The sequence below is a fragment of the Mesorhizobium sp. BH1-1-4 genome (assembly GCF_020165665.1).
In the GTDB taxonomy this organism is placed as follows: domain Bacteria; phylum Pseudomonadota; class Alphaproteobacteria; order Rhizobiales; family Rhizobiaceae; genus Mesorhizobium.
Genome location: NZ_JAIUIN010000005.1, coordinates 239,237 through 258,682 on the forward strand (window position 1 = coordinate 239,237; position 19,446 = coordinate 258,682).

Sequence of the window (19,446 nt, forward strand, 5' to 3'; positions counted from 1 at the left end):
TATTCAATTGTGCCGGTTGCATTCCTTGCGGTGGGAACTCGAACGGCCCCCGCTTGTTTCTCATCGCGGCAAACATTGAGGGCACTCGACACATGGAAAAGCATTTCACCAAGGTTGCCAACTGGGTCGCTCACATGACCGGCCTGCCGCTGACCTTTGCCGTCTGCTGTCTGATCGTCGTCGTCTGGGCGGTCAGCGGGCCGTTCTTCGGTTTCTCGGACACCTGGCAACTGGTGATCAACACCGGCACGACCATCATTACCTTTCTCATGGTGTTTCTCATCCAGAACACCCAGAACCGTGACGGCGCGGCGATCCAGGCCAAGCTCGACGAATTGATCAGGGTCAGCGAGGGCCACAACCACTTTATCGGCATCGAACACCTGACCGAATCCGAGGTCGAGGAAATCCGCTCCAAATGCGAGCGGGCGGCAAAACGGCACGACAAGGAGATCGCCACCCTGGCGGCCAACAAGGCGGTTGCCAAGAAGCGGAGCGCGGGAAAGAGCGCTGCTTGAGGCTCAGCCCTTCAGGAATGCCGCGAATGCATCCTTGTGGTCGGGGTGCCAGCGCGACAGGGCAGGGCGGTTTTCAATGATGTCGCCGATCGTCCAGGCCATGCGCTTTTCGTCCAGCGGCCGCGCCACCTCATTGTCGGGGCACAGGATGTAGAAGTCGCCCCGGACCAGCGAGACCAGCATGAAATCGACGACCTGCTCGCCGGTCCAGGCACCGGCGGGCTTTTCCGTCGCGCCTTCGGTCAGGCCGGTATAGGTGAAGCCGGGAATGAGCAGATGCGCCGACAGGCGGGCGCCGGGCTCGTTGCGCAGCGCATGCGCAAGGCCTTCCGTAAAGGTCTTCACGCCGGCCTTGGAAACGTTATAGGCGAGGTTGCCGGGCGGCGTGGTGATGCCTTGCTTGGAGCCGGTGTTGATGATCAGGCCGGGCTTGGCCGACGCCAGCATGCGTGACGTGAAGGCTTCGACGCCATGCAAGACGCCGCAGAAATTGACGTCGAGCAGCCGTTTCCAGCCGTCGCGGTTTTCCCAGGGCTTTCCAGGATTGTCGCCGACGCCGGCATTGTTCATCAGCAGCGAGACCTCGCCGAAGGCGCCGAATGCCCGGTCGGCGAGACGGTCGACCTCATCGGCCTTCGAAACGTCGGATGCAACGGCAAGCACGGCTTCGTCGCCGGTAATCGCGGCGACGGCGCGCGAGGCATCGTCGAGGCGCGGCCCGCCAATGTCGGCCAGCACGATCTTCATGCCCATCAACGCCAGCCTTTTGGCCGCCGCAAGGCCGATGCCGCTGGCGGCGCCGGTGATGACGGCGGTATTGCCTTGGCCAAGCGCTGGCAGGGCGGTCTGGATTTCGGCGTCGGTGATCATGAGCGGCAAGGTCCTTTTCTCGATGGCGCCGAACTTAGCGCCGGATCGGGCTTGCGCAAGCCTCTGTCGGGCTTGTCGGGTTGACCAGCCCGGTCGTGGCTGCGCATGCTGCCACGACAAAAGGAGATTTCCGATTGACGGATTGGGTTGCAATTCTGAAGGAGCAGACCGCCACCGGCGACCAGATGGGGCGCGAGGTGCCACAGATGCTGGCCAATCCCGATATCAGCGAAGCCCAGGTGAAGACTTTGTTCTCGGCGCTGGAAAAACAGGCCGAGTTCGTCGAGAAACTGCGCATGGCGCTGGAGAAGTTCGGCCATGATTTCTCGATCATCAAGGCGGCGGAGCGGCTGGAAGAGCGCTATGGCGACCTTGCCGCGTCGGTGGCGGAAAAGCTGAAGGCGATGCGCGGCTAAGCAATTCCAGGAAAAGTGTGAAGCGGTTTTCCGTCCGGAATTGCGCCGGGCAAACAGTTATTTTTCGATCACCCGCGCGAAGCGCGTGTCCGGCACCAGCCAGACAAGGGCGACGGCAACATAGAGCGCAACGCCGATCCACCGGTCGAGGAAGGTCAGCCCGACGGCCGCGATGTAAATGGCGAGCGAGATCCTCCCCTTACGGTCGGCGCCGATGGCCTTGGCGAATGCGGTGTCCTGCCCATGCAGCCGATGCAGCGCGATGACCAGGATGCTGTAGGCGGTCGCGCACATTACAAGGTCGAAACCGTAGACCGCGACGGGAACCGTGGCGAAATGGTTCTCGCCCATGAAGGCGGTCGTCACCGGCATCAAGGACAACCAGAACAGCAGATGCAGGTTTGCCCACAGCACGCGGCCGTCGACCCGCTGCACGGTGTGGAACATATTGTGCAGATTGTTCCAGTAGATGCCGACATTGATGAACGATAGCACGTAGCACAGGAAGATCGGCCACTGCGGCAGCAAGGCCGAAAAATCCTCGCCTTCCGGCACCTTCAGGTCCAGCACCATGATGGTGATGATGATCGCCACCACGCCGTCGGTGAATGCCTCGACCCTGCCTTTGCCCATGATCACTGCCCCGGAGCGCGATGAATTGCCGAAAGATAGTAGATCGTTAGCGGATGTTGGCACGCCGATAAACGGCGTACGATAAATTCCTCAACTATATCAGGGGAAACCTCCATGCCCGGACCGGTGATCATGGTGATTGGCCTCGGCCAGTTGTTGACTTTTCTTGCCGCTGCATCTCCCCTAGCGACGCGGTCCCGGCCGAAGCAGTCGAACGGCCGGCGCTCGAATGGAGGGACTGATGAGATTTCGATTTCTGCTTGCGATAGCGACCATCCTGGCAACCGTCTTCGGTACGTCGGCCGCGGCCTTTGCCTACAGCGCCCACACCACGACCAATCTCAACGTGCGTAACGGGCCCGGCGCGGGATATGCCAAGGTCGGGACGCTGCCGGCGGGCTTCAGGGTCAATGTCACCGGCTGCCAGCCTGGCTGGTGCAGGATACATGGTGGCGGTGTCAGCGGCTGGGCCAGTTCGGGCTATCTCGCGCGCGCCCAAGTCGTGCATCCGCCTGTTATCATCGTGCGCCCGCCGCATCGGCCGCCGCACTGGCACCATCGGCCCCATCACCGTCCCCCGCATCACCGCCCGCCGCACAAGCCGCGTCCGGGCAAGTGCAAGATCGCGCCCGGTTTCCCCTGCAAATAGGATCGATCGCATCCGGTACGGCACACGGGATGCCGTTGATGGATCGGGGCCGCTGGCCCCGATCCGCGTTTTTGGCCGTGAGCCTGGCGGGTCAAGGCCCACCGTGGTGTCAGGAGCGTGGCCGTCGATCGGAACGCCGGCGGGAAGGGTGCGTTAACGTCGCGATCCCTGAAACGAGCTTGGCCATGGCCCTTCGCGATCTCGCGCAAACTCACGACGATGCCGGCGGCGACCTAGCGATCCCCACTGTCGCCGCGATGATCGCGGTGCTGTTTGCCGGCAGCACGGTGCTGACGCCTCTCTATATCGTCTACAAGCAGCAATTCGGCTTTTCGCAGATCACCTTGACGCTGATCTACGCGGTCTATGTCGTCGGCAATCTCGGCGCCTTGCTGGTGTTCGGCGGCGTGTCGGATGTCGTGGGACGCCGGCCGGCGGCACTCGCGGCAATGATCGTGGCCATTGTCAGCGCGCTTGTCTTCCTGTTCGCAGGCAATGTCGTCGCGCTCGATGTGGCGCGCGTCCTGAGCGGCCTTGGGATCGGCGTCGGTGCAGGGACGGGGACCGCGTGGATTGCCGAGCTTCTGCCTGATGCCGACAAGTCGCGCGCCAGCGTCATCGCCACCAGCACCAACTTCCTCGGCCTCGGTTTCGGGGCGCTTGTTTCGGGCCTGTTGGCCCAATACGAGCCGTGGCCATTGCGCCTGGTTTTCATCGTCTATCTGGCGGCGCTTGGCGTGGTGACGATCCTGGTCTGGCGCACGCGCGAAACGGTGACCAAGCCCAGCGGCCTTGGCCAGGTGTCGATGCGGCCGCGCCTCTCCGTGCCGGCGCGGATCCGCTCGCGCTTCGTGGCGCCGGCGGTGACCGGCTTTGGCGCCATGGCGCTGGTCGGCTTCTATGCGGCGGTGGCGCCGAGCATCCTGGCGCAGCAGCTGCACGAAACGAACCATGCCATAGCCGGGGCACTGTTCTTCGAGCTGGCGATGATCGCGGCGCTCAGCATTGTGGCGCTGGCGCGGATGCAGAGCAGCACGGCGATGCTGGCCGCGCTGGCCTTGATGATCCCGAGCGCCGTGCTCGTGGTGGCGGCGCAGATGCTCGCGTCGATGGCGCTGATGATCGCGGCGACCGCCTGCTGCGGCGTGGCGGCCGCTCTCGGCTATCGCGGCGGCCTGCAAGTGGTGAACGAGATCGCGCCGCGGGATCGCCGTGCCGAGGTCGTGTCCAGTTTCTTCATCTGCTGCTTTGTCGGTAATGCCTTGCCCGTCATCGGGATCGGTGTCGTGTCGACCTATGCCAGTCCGGTCGTCGCGAGCCTGGCCTTCGCGGCCATGATCATCGCGTTCGCGCTGGTGGCGCTAGGCTTCGGGCTCAGACAAAGGCGCTGAGACAGCCGCGCCGATCCGGCAAGGTGGCCTGCTTCAGCCGTTCGGGGTTTCAGGCGTCATGTTGGCGCGCTGGCGCGGCACGCCGAGCCCTGTATCGGGCGGTTCGCCGGCGGCCGGCCTGTTCTCGATCATATGCATGGTGCGCCAGCCGCCGAAGCGGTAGTAGGCCGCCGCCAGCAACAGCGAGGTGATCGAGCCGGCCGGGAAACTCCACCACAGCGCCTCCTCGCCGATCACGCCGCGCATGAAATAGGCAAAGCCGGTGCGCACGACGAGCACCGAGATCACCAGGATGATCAGCGGCGGCATCACCGCGCCGGTGGCGCGCACGGTGGCGAACAGCACGATGGTGATGCCGAACAGGATGAACGACCAGGACGCGACACTGTTGATGTGAGCGGCAATGTCGATCGCCGCGCTGTCGCTGCTCAGGAAGAGGCTCAGGATCGAGCGGTCGAAGGCCCATAGCAGCGCGACGAGAGCGCCGGTCAGGACAAGGTTGAAGCCAACGCCGGAGACCGCGATGCGGCCGATGCGGTCCCAGCGGCCGGCGCCGACATTCTGCGCCGCCATGGAGGACACCGCGGCGCCGATGGCGAGCGCCGGCATCTGGATGTAGGTCCAGAGCTGCGCGGCGATACCGTAGGCGGCGGCGACCTGGGACCCGTAGGAGTTGACTATACCCATCACCGTCAGTGCCGCCGCCGAGATGACGATCATCTGCAAACCCATCGGCACGCCCTTGAAGACGACGATGCGCAGCAGCGCCGGATCCGGGCGCAGCAAAGCGAGATTGGCGCCGGCCAGCCGCAGCGGATGCTTGCGCGCGTAGAGCACGACAAGGATGGCGATGACGCTCACGGTCTGGCCGATCAGCGTCGAGGTGGCGGAACCGGCGATGCCGAGTTCGGGAAATGGGCCGATGCCGCGGATGAGCAGGGGGTTGAGCACGATGTCGAGCACGACCGCCAGCCCCATGAAAAAGAAGGGCGTGCGTGAATCGCCCGCGCCGCGCAGCACGGTCATGACGAAGGACAGTAGGTTCATCATCGGCACGGCGACGAAGATGATGCGCAGGTAGGAGCGTGCGAGCGGCAAGGCGTCGGCCGGGGTGCCCAGCGCGCCGAGGATGGCGTCGACCCAGACCCAGCCGCACACCGCGAACACCACCGAGACGAGGAAAAAGAACGTGGCGCTGGTGCCGACAATGCGGCGCGCCTCGGGCAGGTCGCGGGCGCCGACCGACTGCGCCACCAGGATGGTGGCCGCCATGCCGATGCCGAACACCGTGCCGAGGATCAGGAACAGAACGAGATTGGCGTTGGACGTCGCGGTCAGCGCGGATTCACCGAGGAAGCGGCCCACCCAGACGGCATTGACTGAGCCGTTCAGCGATTGCAGCACGTTGGAGCCGAGCACCGGCAAGGCGAAGAGCAGCAGCGTGCGTGGGATCGGGCCGCTGGTCAGGTCGCTAGTGCGACGACGGGCGGGCATTTTTTCGTCCATGGCCGACAGAGCCTATCTTTGAGTCCGGTGCGCGATGATCGCAGATTCAACCGGGCAGGTCGATGCACGGCGCCAGGAGGGTCGAAGGGCCATACCTTGATCCATCCTGTTCTCAAAGCTTCCGGAATGGGATATTGATCCCAGGCGCGTAGGGCCGCGTTTCTCACCGGGGGGTTCATGTCAGATATTCCGCTTTTTCCTGAGCGCCTGAGCCGGCGCGCGTTTCTTGGCGCATCCGCTTTGGGTGCGGCTTCCCTGACGCTTTCGGCGTGCACCACGACCGATGTGGCGCCGCCGACCGCGGCGCCGGCCCCACCGTCGGCCGCGCCAAGCGATGCCGCTTTCGGCGATACAGCGAGCATGTATGCGGCGCGCACCGACGAGGGTTATCAACTGCCGGCCATTCCGGTTGCCAAGCTCGATCCGAAGTTCGTGCGCCAGGTCGTGGCCGATCCGACCGGGGAAAAGCCCGGCACGATCGTCGTCGACGTATCCGAGCACTTCCTCTATCTGGTGCGCGACGGCGGCAAGGCCATCCGCTATGGCGTCAGCCTCGGCAAGGCCGGTTTCGGATGGACCGGCAGCGCCGTGGTCCAGGCGAGGAAGAAGTGGCCGGTGTGGACGCCGCCGCCCGAAATGATCCAGCGCCGGCCGGAACTGGCGAAATACAAGGACGGCATGCCGCCCGGCCCGCAGAGCCCGCTGGGCGCGCGCGCGCTCTATCTCTTCCGCGACGGCAAGGACACGATGTACCGGCTGCACGGGACGCCGGAATGGGATTCCATCGGCAAGAACGCGTCGTCCGGCTGCGTCCGCTTCATGAACCAGGACATCATCGACCTCTACAGCCGCGTCAACGGCCCGGCCCAGGTCTTCGTGCGTCCCAACCTTTCGGCCGCCGGCAAGATCATGGCCGTGTCGAGCAGGACGGCCGAGCCGATCGATGCGGGCGTGCCGAAGGACGCGGAGTTCCTGAAGTAGGCCTTCACGACCTGCCGGGGCGGACGCCAGGCGCGCCCGCCCGCGGCGATCGTTATTTCTTGCCGAGGCCCGGCAGCGTGACCTGATAGACCAGGAACATGGTGTCGACATCGGCGCCGTCATCGGCCTTGTAGGGGGCGCCGACCTGGAAGCCGTCCTGGGCAAGGAAGTCATTGTCGTTGCCGACGAACAGGAAATAGTCGTCGGGCAGCTTCGGGTCGAGCACGCTGGCGAGCGACATCGCTTCCCACTTTTCGGAGAGCTCGTTGCGGTCCTTCGCCCCGCCATTGTGCAGGCCGAAGCGGCCAAGCGCGGCGGCGTCGTTGATGTCGATGAACGGCGTCAGCTTGGCCGGGGTCACCGACGGATCGAGCACGCCCTTGGGCGCGACCGGCTTGTCGGCGGCGTCGAAGGGTCCGCCCGCGATGTCGGTCGCGCCGGAAAGGTCGACGATGTTGATCTGCCGGTAGAGCGACGCGTCGCCCTTCTTCAGGCCCTGGCCGTTGCCGCTGTCGCGTGCCAGCATCAGGAAGGACGTGTCCGAAAGCGCCACAATCTCGCTCTGCGCGGCGACCTTGGTCTTGCCCTTGGCGTCCTTGAACACCGGCAGCGGCACGACATATTCATGCGCGAGCTTCAGATGGGCGAGGTCGGAGGCGTCATAGACCAGGGCCCTGGTGTTCTGGCGCGTCGAAGGGGAATCGCCGCCGTCCTGCCTCGGAGCCGACTGCAGCACCGCGATCAGGAACTTGCCGTCCGGCGTCATCGCCATGCCTTCGAGGCCCTGGTTGTTCTGGCGCCCGGTCTCGGGATCCTTCGGGTCAGGGTCGGCGGCACCCGGGCCTGGGTTGTCGGAGGAGAAGTTCGGCACTCCCTTGCGCATCGGCACGAGTGCCGCCGGCGGCTGGGTCGCCGACATCAGGCGGCCTTGCGCGGAGAACCGGTAGATGTTGGGGCCGTATTCGTCGGAGATGAACATCGAACCGTCGGGCAGCCGCACGATCGCTTCGTTGTCGAGAGCGAGCTTGCCGTTGGTGGCGACGGGCAGCATCGGCATGTCGCCCGCGGCCGGGCGTACATCCGACAACGGATCGAGGCCGGTGGCATCGGCGCCCTTGTCGTCGGTGAGAAGCATGGTGTCGGCAAGCGTCGCCTTGACGCCGGTCTGCTCCTGGCCGGCGGCGGGAGCAGCGCCCGGCGCGACAGGCGTGAACTCGATGCCGATCGTGTTGAGGCGCGGCCGGTAATCGGTGGTGCCGGCGACATTGTAGCCACGGTCGGGCAGCAGCCAGAGCGACCCCTTGTAGGTGCCGGCATCATGCGTCCAGCCGGATGTGTCGATCGCCATGCCGGAGCCCGAGCCGAACGTCTCGCCGAACTTGTCGCGCTGTGCGGCCGGAATGCGGCCGACGCCGACCAGGCCCTTGTTGATATAGGCCACGCCATCGGCAAGCGCCGGGGTGAGGGCGGTGAACAGAGCGAGTGTCGCGCCGAGCGCGACGCTTCGGTTCAAATGTTTCATGGACAATCCTCTTTGTGACGAAGCACGCCGCAGCGGCCGAAGGGCAAAAATGAAAAGAGGTGCCGCATCGACGATGCCGCGCATGCCTCCCCGAAAGCGATCTACGGCGTCAACATGATGCTTGCGTGACAGTGCGCGATGTCGGCCCGCCGGGGTCTCCGTGTGGCGATAAAAATACTGGACGGCGTGAGATTATTGATCGGGCCATCGGTCGTATTCAGCGCACTAGACACTAATGTACAGTCCATATATGGTGTCCCCTCTGACAGACCAGGAGGGAAGCCTTGAAGTCGCATTACCGCGCAGTCGTCATCGGAGGTGGCGTGGTCGGCGCCTCGGTGCTCTACCATCTGACACGGTTCGGCTGGAGCGACGTGGCGCTGATCGAGCGCGCCGAACTGACGGCCGGCTCGACCTGGCACGCGGCGGCCGGTTTTCACGCGCTCAACGCCGATCCCAATGTCGCGGCGCTGCAGGATTACACCATCAAGCTTTATCGCGAGATCGAGGCCGAATCCGGCCAGGACATCGGCCTGCACATGACCGGCGGCGTCAACATGGTCAGCGATCCGCAGCGCTGGGAATGGTTGAAGTCGGCCTGGGCGGTGTTTCAGTCGGTGGGCATCGAAACGGCCCGCCTGGTGACCCCGGAAGAGATCAAGGCGATCTGACCGATCGTCGACGTCAGCGGTGTGCTCGGCGGCCTCTATGATTCCAATGAGGGCCATCTCGACCCCTACGGAACGACGCACGCCTATGCCGGAGCGGCGAAAAAGCGTGGCGCCGAAGTCATCCTGCGCAACCGCGTGGTCGAGCTGAAGGCACGCACCGACGGCCACTGGGATGTCGTCACCGAGCAGGGCACCATCGTCGCCGAACATGTCGTCAATGCCGGCGGCTTATGGGCGAAGCAGCTCGGCCTGATGGCCGGCGTCGACCTGCCGGTGACGCCGATGGAGCACCATTATTTCGTCACCGAGGACATTCCCGAGGTCGCCGCACTCGACCGGGAACTCGGACTTGCGGTCGACCTCGACGGCTTTTCCTACCTGCGCCAGGAACGCAACGGCGTGCTGCTCGGCGTCTACGAGCAGAACCCGAGGCACTGGAACATGGACGGCGCGCCATGGGACTATGGCATCGAGCTGATCCCGGAGGACATCGACCGCATCAGCCCGGAACTCGCCAAGGCGCATGAGCGCTTTCCCTGCCTGGCGACGGCCGGCATCCGCAAATGGGTCAACGGCGCCTTCACCTTCACCCCCGACGGCAATCCGATCGTCGGGCCGGTGCGCGGCCTGAAGAACTACTGGGTCGCCTGCGGCGTCATGGCCGGCTTCAGCCAGGGCGGCGGCGTCGGCAAGTCGCTGGCCGAATGGATGATTTATGGCGAGCCGCGGGCCGACATCTTCGGCATGGACATCGCCCGCTACGGCGCCTTCGCCGCCAACCGGGAGTATCTCAAGCAGACGACCCGGCAGTTCTACGCGCGCCGCTTCGTCATGACCTTTCCCAATGAGCGATTGCCGGCGGGCCGGCCCTTGAAACGCTCCGGCGCCTATGACGGCATGAGTGCGGCCGGCTGCGAATGGACGGCCTCCTGGGGGCTGGAAATGCCGGCCTATTTCGCGCCGATGGGTTTTCGCGAGAACACAACGCTCAAGCGCTCCAACGCCTTCGATATCGTCGGCGACGAAGCGCTACGGGTACGGCGCGCCGCCGGTCTCGTCGATATCTCGGCCTATTCGCGCTACGCGATTTCGGGTCCAGGCGCCGAGGCGTGGCTCGACCGGTTGCTCGCCTGCAGGCTGCCGAAGGCCGGCCAGGCGCGGCTGGCGCCAATGCTCGGACCGGACGGGCGGTTGAAGGGCGACCTGACCGTCATCAACTGGGGCGGCGGCGACTATTGGCTGATGGGCTCCTACTATCTCAGGGAGTTCCACATGCGCTGGTTCGAGAGCCATGCACGAGAGGGTGTCACGGTCACCGACATTTCGGACGCGATGAGCGGTTTCCTGCTGACCGGGCCCAATGCGCGCAAGATTCTTGAGCGCACGACTCATCAGGACGTGTCGGGCAAGGCGCTGCCGTTCATGGCCTGTGGCGCGTTCGACATCGGCATGGTGCGGGCGCGGGTTGCCCGCCTCTCCATCGCCGGCGAACTCGGCTTCGAGATCAGTTGTCCCGTGACCTTGCACGCCACGCTGCGCGAAACGCTGCTTGCCGCCGGAGAGGACCTTGGGCTGGCCGAGATCGGCTACTACGCGCTGAATGCACTCAGGCTGGAGAAAAGCTTCGGCATCTGGTCGCGCGAATTCACGCAGGGCTATACGCCGGGCCAGACCGGGCTAGACCGCTTCATCGCCTTCGACAAGAGCGAATTTATCGGCCGCGACGCGGCGCTGAAGGCGCGCGAGGCCGGCGCCGCGCGGCGGATCGTGACGCTGGAGATCGATGCCGTCGATGCCGACGCCAGCGGTTTCGAGCCGGTCTGGCATGGCGGACGGCGCGTCGGCTTCGTCACCTCTGGCGGATTTGGCTACACGATCGGCAAGAGCGTCGCGCTGGCGTTGGTGGACGACGATTTCGCCGGGGAAGGGACCGCGCTTTCGGTACACATTGTCGGCGTCGAGCGGCCGGCGCGGGTTATCGGGGTCTCGCCCTACGATCCCCAGGGCAAGGCGATGCGGCAATGAGGCAATGAGGAGGAGTTTCTGATGGTCGATGACGCGGCACGGGATATGAGGCGCGAACGCCGGCGTGGACGCACGGGCGAGGCCGGCAGCGAATCCAGCCGCAAGCCCGATTACCGCTCGCTGAAGAACCCGTTTCTGCCGCAGCCGATCTTTTCCGACGACCAGGTGGCGTCGATCCACGACACGGCGCTGCGCGTGCTGGAAGAATTGGGCATCAAGGTGCTGCTGCCGCAGGCGCGCGAAGTGCTCGCCCGCGCCGGCGCGCTGGTCGATCCCGAGACCGACATGGTGCGCATCGGCCGTGACATGGTGGCGGCCGCGCTCGCCTCGGCGCCGCGATCGATCCATGCCAATGCAGGCGCGCGGGCTCGCGACCTGTCGCTCGAACTGGGCTCGATGACGTTCCTGGCGGGCTCCGGCGCGCCCAATGTCACCGATCTCGACCGTGGCCGGCGTCCCGGAACGCTGGCCGCCTTCGAGGAGCTGATCAAGCTGGTGCAGCATTTCGATGTCTTGCACATGCTCGGGCCGTGCATCGAGCCGCAGGATATCGACAATCGTTTCCGCCACTATGCCGTCAACCGGGCGCAACTGACCCTTTCGGACAAATTCCCGTTCGTGTTCGCCCGTGGTACGCCGCAGGTCGATGACAGTTTCGAAATGATCAGGCTGGCCCGCGGCCTGTCCGAGGATGAGTTCCGCTCCGGCGCGCATTGCTACACCGTCATCAACACCAATTCGCCGCGCCAGCTCGACATTCCCATGGCGCAAGGCATCATCGATTTCGCCAGGGCGGGCCAGGTCCTGATCATCACGCCCTTCTGCCTGGCCGGTGCGATGGCACCGATCACGGTGGCCGGCGCCTTGACCTTGCAGCATGCCGAAGCGCTGGCCGGGTTGACGCTGGCGCAGATCGTGCGGCCCGGCGCGCCGGTGGTCTACGGTTCCTTCTCCTCCAATGTCGACATGAAATCGGGCGCACCCGCCTTCGGCACGCCGGAGCACGTCAAAGCCACACTGGGCGCGGGCCAGCTGGCGCGCTTCACCGGACTGCCCTGGCGCTCCGGCGGCGGCAGCGCGGCCAACATATCGGACGCGCAGGCCGCGCACGAGACGCAGTTCGCGCTATGGGGCTCGGTGCTGTCTGGCGCCACCGTCTGCATCCATGCCGCCGGCTGGCTGGAAGGCGGCTTGAGCGTTTCGCTGGAGAAGCTTGTCACCGACATCGAGGCGCTGCAGACGGTCGCCGAACTCTGCGCCGCGACGCCTGGCGACGACGACGCGATCGGCTTCGAGGCGATCGCCGAGGTGCAGCCGGGCGGCCATTTCTTCTCGGCCGGCCACACCATGGCGCGCTACCGCACCGCCTTCTACGAACCGCTGGTGGCCGACTGGTCGAATTTCGGCAACTGGACGCAAAGCGGCTCGAAGACCGCGACCGAACGCGCCACCGGCATCTGGAAGCGCATCCTGGCCGATTTCGAGCCGCCTGCAGCGACTGCCGCGACCGCGGGTGTGCTCGACGACTTCATCGCCCGGCGCACCGAGGAGGGCGGCGCCGCGCCGGTGTCCTGAGATTGCTTGCAGATTCACCGTCCCGAATTGTGGCTGGATGCCGGAACCCGCAGCGCGTTCCACGCATTCATGGATGCGGGCCAGTGCCTTTGGCTCCATCCGCGAGCCGTTGAGGGAGGACGACATGGGTTTCGACCAGTATCACGAACCGCCGGAAGAACTGTCGCAGAAGGTGCGGACCTTCGCCCGCATGATCGCCTCGCTGATCGAGGAGGCGGAAGCGATCGGCTGGTACGAACAGCGCATGTCGGTTGAAAAGGACCCGCAGGCCAAGGCGATCATGAAGAACGCACAGAGCGAGGAGTTCAAGCATTTCGGCATGGACCTCGAATTCCTGCTGCGCCAGAAGACGGACTGGCGCGCGGAACTGAAGGAAATCCTGTTCACCACCGGGGATATCGTCAAGGCTGGCGAGCGGGGCGAGAAGAAGGTGGATTGACCGGCTTCGCCGGCGCTGGTCCCATCAATCGCTATCGCGCGCGACCAGTTCCAGCGGCCAGACTTCGCGGATGACGCGGGGGCCTTCCGGGCCGGCGAAGGCGGGGAGCGATGCCAGCAGCATTTCGGCCAGCCGTCGGCCCATCGGCTCCAGCGCCGGGCGAAAGGCGGTCAGCGCCGGCGAAAAATAGCGGCAGAGCGGCGTGTCGACGATGACGTTCACGGCAATGTCTTGACCGGGCCGCATGCCCATCTCGGCCAGCGCCTTGCAGCCGCCGAGCGCCATGGCATCATTGTTGAAGATGATTGCCGTCGGCGGGTCTTTTGCCAACATCACGCGCGGCGTCACCTCGTAGCCGCCGGCCTCGTTGATGAAACCGTCGGCGATCAGCTCGTGATCGACCTCGATGCCATGCCGCCGCAAGCCCCTGCCATAGCCGTCCAGGAACAGATAGCCGAAGTTGAGATCAAGCGAAGGGCGGATGGCGGCAATGCGACGGTGTCCGCGCGCCACGAGGCGGTCGACGGCTTCTTCGCCCGCCCTCTCGAAATCGATATCGAGCGAAGGATAGGTGTCGTCGCCCGACTGGCTTCGGCCAAGCGTGGCGAAGGGAAAGCCGACTTTGCCGAGATAGTCGATTCGATCGTCTTCCCGCCGCGTATTAGCCAAAACGACCGCATCGACCAAGCGCGTCTCGACCACGCGACGCAACCGCTCCTGCTGATATTTGCCGGGCTCACCCATGACGACCATCAGATCGAGGCCATGCTCGGCCAGCTTCGCCTGCAGCCCGATCAGGAACGGGATGAAAAACGGTTCGCCATATTGCTGGTCGCCCTGATGCGGCTGCAGCATGAAGGCGATCGAATGGGTGGCTCCTTGCCTGAGACTGCGTCCGGACTGGTTGGGCGCGTAGTTCAGCTGCCTGGCGGCATCGAGCACGCGCTGGCGGGTGTCGGCATTGACGTCGGCGCGTCCGTTCAGCGCCCGCGACACGGTGCCGATCGAAATGTTCAGGTGTCGCGCAAGGTCGTGGATGCTGGACGCCAAGTGACTGTTCTCCCCCTTCTTGGCTAGCACCGGCTGCCGCCCCGGCCAAGGCGCAACGGCGATTTTCGACAGCGGCCGATTGACATTCTACGTCATCGGGTGTGTTCTCGTAAACGTTTACGGAAGACGTTTACGGCGGTGCCGTGAATGCCGTGGCATTCGGTCTGGAGGGGCCGAACGGGAGGATCGCCGGATGATGAATGTCGTCCTCGTCGGCTGTGGCGCGATGAGCAGACAATGGCTCGATGCCGCAAGCCGGATCGACGGGCTTGCCATTGTCGGCCTTGTCGACCTCGACGCCAAACGGGCGCGGGCGAGGGCGGTCGAATACGGGCTTGCCAATGCCGTCACCGGCACCAGCCTCGACGCGGTGCTCGACCAGACAAAACCCGATGCGGTGTTCGATGTCGTGGTTCCCGCCGCCCGGCGCGAGGTCGCGCTTTCGGCCTTCGCCCATAAGTGCCATCTCCTGACCGAGAAGCCGCTGGCGGACAGTCCCGAGAACGCCCGCACCATCGTCGAGGCCGCGCGCCGGGCAAAGCGCGTTCATGCCGTCGTCCAGAACCGGCGCTATGTCGCCAATGTCAGGCGCATACGGCGTTTTCTGGACTCTGGCGTCATAGGTGCCGCGACCAGCATCCATGCCGACTTCTTCATCGGGCCGCATTTCGGCGGCTTCCGCGAGGAAATGGACCATGTGCTGCTGCTCGACATGGCGATCCATACCTTCGATGCCGCCCGCTACATGGTCGCCGGCGAGCCGGCCGGTGTCTTTTGCCAGGAATGGGAGCCGGCCCAGTCCTGGTACCGGCAAGGGTCGTCGGCGAGCGCCGTCTTCGATCTCGGCGGCGGCAAGGTCTTTACCTATGCCGGCTCCTGGTGCGCAGCCGGCTTCCGCACCAGTTGGGAGGGCAGCTGGCGCATCGTTGGCGAGCGCGGCAGCCTGACCTGGGACGGCCATGACGGGTTGAAGGCGGAAGCGGTGGTATCGGGCCGTGACGGCCTGATGGACAAAACCGAGCCGGTCGAGGTGCCGGCGCTCGATCCTTCCGACCGCGTCGGCGGCCATCTCGGCATCATCCGGGATTTCATGCACGCCATCGAGACCGGCACCGAGCCGGAAACGCGCGGCGCCGACAACATCAAGAGCCTGGCCATGGTTTTTGGCGCGATCGAGAGCGCCGAGACCGGGCGGCGCGTGGCGATCACAAGGGAAGGATCATGATGCCAAACCCGTTGCTCGACATCCGCATCGGCACCATGGTGCGGGCCAATCTCGACGACCCGGCGGCCTATGTCAGGCAGATCCTGCCGCTCGGCTTCGAGAGCATCCAGCCCTTCTTCTGGCAGACGCTGGGCGGCAAGGATTTGCCGCGGCTGGCTGGCGAGATCCGCGAGGCGATCGGCGATGCCGACGTGACCGTGTCCTCGATCGGCGTGTTCGGCAATCCGCTGGAGAGCGGCGATGTCGATCGGGGCGTGCTCGCGGCCTGGGAAACCGTCATCGACAATGCGCATCTGTTCGGCGCTTCCACGGTCAGCGGCTTCACCGGGCGCATTCGCGGCAAGCCGCTGCCCGATAGCCTGCCGCGCTTTCGCGAGGTGTGGGGGCCGCTGGCCAGGCGCGCCGCCGACAAGGGCGTGCGCATCGCCTTCGAGAACTGCGCCATGGACGGCAACTGGGCAGGCGGCGACTGGAACATCGCCCACAATCCGGACGCCTGGGAGCTGATGTTCAACGAAGTGCCCGACGAAAATCTCGGCCTCGAATGGGAACCCTGCCATCAACTCGTCTACCTGATCGATCCGATGCCGCAGATCCGCAAATGGGCGCCGCGCATCTTTCATGTCCACGGCAAGGACGCCACGATCCGCTGGGACGTGATCCGCGAGCATGGCGTGTTCGGCCGCGTGCCTTTCGTGCAGATGCGCACGCCGGGCTTCGGCGACAGCGACTGGACGCGGGTGATCAGCGAATTGCGGCTGGCCGGCTACAAGGGCGCCATCGATATCGAGGGCTGGCACGACCCGGTCTATCGCGACGATCTCGAGATCACCGGGCAGGTGCGGGGGCTGGAGTATCTCAAGCAATGCCGGGGAGGCGCCAGCTACCTGCCAAATCCGGCGTGAGAAGCGCGGCGGCGGGAGGAGCCGGCCGTCAAATGCCAATGCCAGCAAATCGTCAAGAGCCCTCGGCGACGAGGAAAACAATGGGAGGACAAGTGCATGAGCATAGCAATCAGAACGACATTCGCGCGCACCGCCGTCGTGGCCGCCGCCGCGGCGCTCTGCGCCGCCATCTCTACCATGCCGGCACGGGCGCTCGACCAGCAATGGTGCAAGGATGTCCATATCCGCTTCTTCGTCGGCGGCGCGGAGGGCGATGCTTTCGGCACCATCGTCTACAATGGCGCCAGGCAGGCGGCTGCCGATCTCGGCCCGAAGGTCGACTACATCTTCTCGGGCTGGGACCCCGAAAAGATGGTGCAGCAATTGCGCGAGGCGGTTGCGGTCAAGCCCGGCGGCATCGCCATGATGGGTCATCCAGGCGAAGACGCGATCATGCCGCTGGCCGAGCAGGCGCATAAGGACGGCATCAAGATGATGTACCAGAACGTGCCGCTGCCGAAGGTGGTGGCGGCGTTCGGCGGCGGCTATGTCGGCGCCCAGCAGGAGCAGCAGGGCCGCGCGCTCGGCGCGGAGGCGTTCAAGCTGGCCGGGCTGAAATCCGGTGACAAGGCGATCATGATCGGTCCCTTCGACAATGAGAGCCGGGGCGCGCGCGAGCGTGCGACGGTCGCCACATTGAAAGAGGCCGGCGTCGATGTCGTTCAAATCAACTCCGCGACCGAGTGGGCGGCCGACCCGAATCTCGCCATCCCCTTGATCACCGCGGCCTTGCTCAACAATCCCGGCGTCAAGGCGGTCGGCTATCCCGGCGGCCAGATGCTTGGCAATGTGCCGACATATATGCAAGCGGCGGGGCGGAAGCCTGGCGATATCTTCAACTTCGGCTTCGACACCAGCCCGCAGATCGTCGAGGGTTTCAAGGGCGGCTGGGTGCAGCTGACGGCCGACCAGCAGCCATTCCTGCAGGGTTATCTGCCGATCCTCAGCCTCTGCCAGCAAGTGGTGCTGGGCCTGGCGCCGCTGAATGTCGACACCGGCGCCGGCTTCGTTACGCCGCAGAATTACGAGATCGTCTCAGAGCTCGCCAAGCAGGCGCTGCGCTGACCTCCCAAGGCTGCCGGCCGGGGGCGGCCCCCGCCCGCCGGCCCCTGCCCCGGGCGGGCAGGACCGCTGGATAAGTTGTCCGCCACGCAACAATGAAAAGCGAGGATCCGATGGCCGAACGCATCATCGAACTGCGCGATATCAAGAAGTCCTACGGTCAGGTCTATGCGCTGGGCGGCGTCAATCTCAGCGTCGACCGTGGTGAGGTGGTCGGCCTCATCGGCGACAATGGCGCCGGCAAGTCGACGCTGATCAAGATCCTGTCCGGCGTGGTCAGGCCGACCAGCGGCGAGATCCTCGTGCGCGGCGCGCCGGTGACCGGATGGAGCGCGGCGCGCTCGCGTGATGCCGGCATCGAGACGGTGTTCCAGGATCGGGCGCTCGCCGTCCAGCAGACCATCGTGCGCAACATCTTCATGGGCCGCGAGCTCACCGGCTTCATGGGCTGGCTGAAGGTCAACAAGGAGATCGAGGAGGCGAGCCGGCTGATGCGCGAGATCGGCTTCACCTCGAAAGTGTTCACGCCGCACTCGATCGTCGGCCAGCTTTCTGGCGGCGAGCGCCAAGGCGTGGCGATCGCGCGCGCCATCTACAAGCAGGCCGAGCTGATCATCCTCGACGAGCCGACCACGGCGTTGTCGCTGACCGAAACCGCCAAGGTCTTCCATTTCGTGCGTCAGGTGCGGGCGAGCGGCCGCTCGATCCTGTTCATCGGCCACAACATCCATCATGTCTTCGACATCGCCGACCGCTTCGTCGTGATCGATCGCGGCAAGGTGGCGCTGGCCGCCGACCGCAGCCAGGTCAAGTCGGCGGAAGACCTGATCAATTTCATGGAAGACGTCGCGCACCCCGGCGGATTGCCGGGCTTGCACGAGGCCGTCGGAGCGGAGCAGCGAGCGCGATGAGCAAGACCATGGAACCCGATCTGCAAAACCAGTTCAGCGGTCCAGGCGGCGATACCGCCGGCAAGGAATGGAGGCATCCGTCCGATCAATGGCTGCGCGGCTTCGTCCTCGACAACCGCGCATCGCTGGGCACGCTCGCCGTGTTCATCGTCATGATGGTGGTGTTCATGATCGCCAACCCGACCGTGTTCACCACCTGGTATCTCTACAGCTCCGTGCTGACGACGCTTCCCGTCGCGCTGTTCGTGGTGGTGCCGCTGGTCTTCGTCGTCACCTGCGGCGAGATCGACCTGTCGTTTCCGGCGACGATGGGTTTTGCGGCCTGGGTCTTCGCGCTGGTCGTGCAGGCGGGCTACGATCCGTTCCTCGGCATTGCCGCGGCGCTCGTCACCGGCGTGCTGCTCGGCTTCCTCGTCGGATCGCTGGTCGTCTATGGCGGGCTGTCGTCGCTGATCGCCACGCTCGGCATGAATTTTTTGCTGCGCGGGCTGATCCAGATCATCAATGAGGGCAAGTCGATGGCGCTGACCGGTCTTGCAGGCAGCACGGCCTACAAGATCTTCTCCAGCCAGGTCTTCGGCATTCCGGTGCAGATTTTCTGGGCCATCGCCTTCGTCGTGCTGTCGGCGATGCTCTACAACCGTCACCGCTTCGGCGCGCAGGTCAAGGTGGTCGGCGACAATCCAGACAGCGCCCAGCAGATGGGCATCGACGTCAAGCGCGTACGGGTGAAAGTGTTCGTCTTCGTCGGCATAGGTGCGGCGATCGCCGGAACGTTTTCGGTGATGATCAACTTCACCTGGTGGCCGACCGCGGGCGACGGCTACCTCCTGCCGGTGCTGGCCTCGGTGTTCGTCGGCGGCACCCCGACCTGGGGCGGCATCGGCACCGTGGCTGGCGGCGCGATCGGCGCCGTCACCGTGTCGTTCATCCAGACCGGGGTGGTCGCGGCGGGATTGAGCGGCTTCTACGTGCAGTTCTTCAACGGGCTGATCATCATCCTGTCGCTGCTCGGGCACAAGTGGAACCAGGCAAGGTACAGGTGACGGCAGAAGATT

The 19,446-nt window shown here is 65.1% G+C and carries 17 protein-coding genes and 1 pseudogene; 13 read left to right on the plus strand and 5 right to left on the minus strand.

Going from position 1 to position 19,446, the window contains the following annotated elements; translation table 11 throughout:
* The first annotated feature begins 92 nt into the window (after positions 1-92).
* Positions 93-518: a low affinity iron permease family protein gene (locus tag LB569_RS12280; protein WP_140701894.1), complete on the plus strand. Its 426-nt coding sequence runs from the start codon at positions 93-95 to the stop codon at positions 516-518.
* Between the two features lie 3 nt (positions 519-521).
* Here LB569_RS12280 and LB569_RS12285 read toward each other — a convergent pair whose 3' ends face one another.
* Entirely contained in the window at positions 522-1,388 is an 867-nt protein-coding gene (locus tag LB569_RS12285; RefSeq protein ID WP_224692596.1) for an SDR family NAD(P)-dependent oxidoreductase, read from the minus strand.
* Positions 1,389-1,522: 134 nt separating this feature from the next.
* On the opposite strand from LB569_RS12285, the gene LB569_RS12290 reads away from it, so the two are divergent.
* On the plus strand, positions 1,523-1,804 hold the full coding sequence (locus tag LB569_RS12290; RefSeq protein WP_224539939.1) for a hypothetical protein: 282 nt from the start codon (positions 1,523-1,525) through the stop codon (positions 1,802-1,804).
* 57 nt (positions 1,805-1,861) lie between these two features.
* Here the strand turns inward: LB569_RS12290 and LB569_RS12295 are convergent, their stop codons facing one another.
* On the minus strand, positions 1,862-2,437 hold the full coding sequence (locus tag LB569_RS12295; protein WP_224539941.1) for a TMEM175 family protein: 576 nt from the start codon (positions 2,435-2,437) through the stop codon (positions 1,862-1,864).
* A 241-nt stretch (positions 2,438-2,678) separates the two neighbouring features.
* Between LB569_RS12295 and LB569_RS12300 the strand changes: the two genes are divergently transcribed.
* Both LB569_RS12300 and LB569_RS12305 read left to right on the plus strand, forming a co-directional pair.
* Positions 2,679-3,086, plus strand: coding sequence for an SH3 domain-containing protein (locus LB569_RS12300; RefSeq protein ID WP_224539943.1), 408 nt, complete (start codon positions 2,679-2,681; stop codon positions 3,084-3,086).
* 185 nt (positions 3,087-3,271) lie between these two features.
* Positions 3,272-4,477 carry an MFS transporter gene (locus tag LB569_RS12305; protein ID WP_224692469.1) on the plus strand — a complete coding sequence of 402 codons (1,206 nt, stop codon included), beginning with the start codon at positions 3,272-3,274 and terminating at the stop codon, positions 4,475-4,477.
* A gap of 33 nt (positions 4,478-4,510) precedes the next feature.
* On the opposite strand, the gene LB569_RS12310 is transcribed toward LB569_RS12305, so the two are convergent.
* Positions 4,511-5,983: an MATE family efflux transporter gene (locus LB569_RS12310; RefSeq protein ID WP_411970214.1), complete on the minus strand. Its 1,473-nt coding sequence runs from the start codon at positions 5,981-5,983 to the stop codon at positions 4,511-4,513.
* Between the two features lie 177 nt (positions 5,984-6,160).
* Between LB569_RS12310 and LB569_RS12315 the strand changes: the two genes are divergently transcribed.
* Positions 6,161-6,964 carry a L,D-transpeptidase gene (locus tag LB569_RS12315; protein ID WP_224692473.1) on the plus strand — a complete coding sequence of 268 codons (804 nt, stop codon included), beginning with the start codon at positions 6,161-6,163 and terminating at the stop codon, positions 6,962-6,964.
* Positions 6,965-7,016: 52 nt separating this feature from the next.
* On the opposite strand, the gene LB569_RS12320 is transcribed toward LB569_RS12315, so the two are convergent.
* Complete coding sequence (locus LB569_RS12320; RefSeq protein ID WP_224692475.1) at positions 7,017-8,486, minus strand: esterase-like activity of phytase family protein; 1,470 nt, start codon at positions 8,484-8,486, stop codon at positions 7,017-7,019.
* A 284-nt stretch (positions 8,487-8,770) separates the two neighbouring features.
* On the opposite strand from LB569_RS12320, the pseudogene LB569_RS31935 reads away from it, so the two are divergent.
* The 3 genes and pseudogenes from LB569_RS31935 to LB569_RS12340 all read left to right on the plus strand — a co-directional run bounded on the left by LB569_RS31935 (position 8,771) and on the right by LB569_RS12340 (position 13,196).
* Positions 8,771-11,182, plus strand: a pseudogene (locus tag LB569_RS31935) (GcvT family protein).
* 21 nt (positions 11,183-11,203) lie between these two features.
* Positions 11,204-12,757 carry a trimethylamine methyltransferase family protein gene (locus LB569_RS12335; RefSeq protein WP_224692478.1) on the plus strand — a complete coding sequence of 518 codons (1,554 nt, stop codon included), beginning with the start codon at positions 11,204-11,206 and terminating at the stop codon, positions 12,755-12,757.
* A gap of 124 nt (positions 12,758-12,881) precedes the next feature.
* Complete coding sequence (locus tag LB569_RS12340) at positions 12,882-13,196, plus strand: hypothetical protein (protein WP_224539956.1); 315 nt, start codon at positions 12,882-12,884, stop codon at positions 13,194-13,196.
* A 24-nt stretch (positions 13,197-13,220) separates the two neighbouring features.
* Here LB569_RS12340 and LB569_RS12345 read toward each other — a convergent pair whose 3' ends face one another.
* Positions 13,221-14,246 carry a LacI family DNA-binding transcriptional regulator gene (locus LB569_RS12345; protein ID WP_224539957.1) on the minus strand — a complete coding sequence of 342 codons (1,026 nt, stop codon included), beginning with the start codon at positions 14,244-14,246 and terminating at the stop codon, positions 13,221-13,223.
* A 193-nt stretch (positions 14,247-14,439) separates the two neighbouring features.
* Here LB569_RS12345 and LB569_RS12350 point away from each other — a divergent pair, with 193 nt between their 5' ends.
* From LB569_RS12350 to LB569_RS12370, 5 genes are all read left to right on the plus strand, one after another.
* Positions 14,440-15,471, plus strand: coding sequence for a Gfo/Idh/MocA family protein (locus tag LB569_RS12350; RefSeq protein ID WP_224692479.1), 1,032 nt, complete (start codon positions 14,440-14,442; stop codon positions 15,469-15,471).
* Entirely contained in the window at positions 15,471-16,376 is a 906-nt protein-coding gene (locus LB569_RS12355; RefSeq protein WP_224692599.1) for a sugar phosphate isomerase/epimerase family protein, read from the plus strand. The genes LB569_RS12350 and LB569_RS12355 overlap by 1 nt, the downstream gene beginning before the upstream one ends.
* A 96-nt stretch (positions 16,377-16,472) precedes the next feature.
* Positions 16,473-17,480 carry a substrate-binding domain-containing protein gene (locus LB569_RS12360; protein ID WP_224692481.1) on the plus strand — a complete coding sequence of 336 codons (1,008 nt, stop codon included), beginning with the start codon at positions 16,473-16,475 and terminating at the stop codon, positions 17,478-17,480.
* A gap of 110 nt (positions 17,481-17,590) precedes the next feature.
* Positions 17,591-18,388: an ATP-binding cassette domain-containing protein gene (locus LB569_RS12365; protein ID WP_224539963.1), complete on the plus strand. Its 798-nt coding sequence runs from the start codon at positions 17,591-17,593 to the stop codon at positions 18,386-18,388.
* On the plus strand, positions 18,385-19,434 hold the full coding sequence (locus LB569_RS12370; protein WP_224692483.1) for an ABC transporter permease: 1,050 nt from the start codon (positions 18,385-18,387) through the stop codon (positions 19,432-19,434). The genes LB569_RS12365 and LB569_RS12370 overlap by 4 nt, the downstream gene beginning before the upstream one ends.
* Positions 19,435-19,446: the final 12 nt, after the last annotated feature.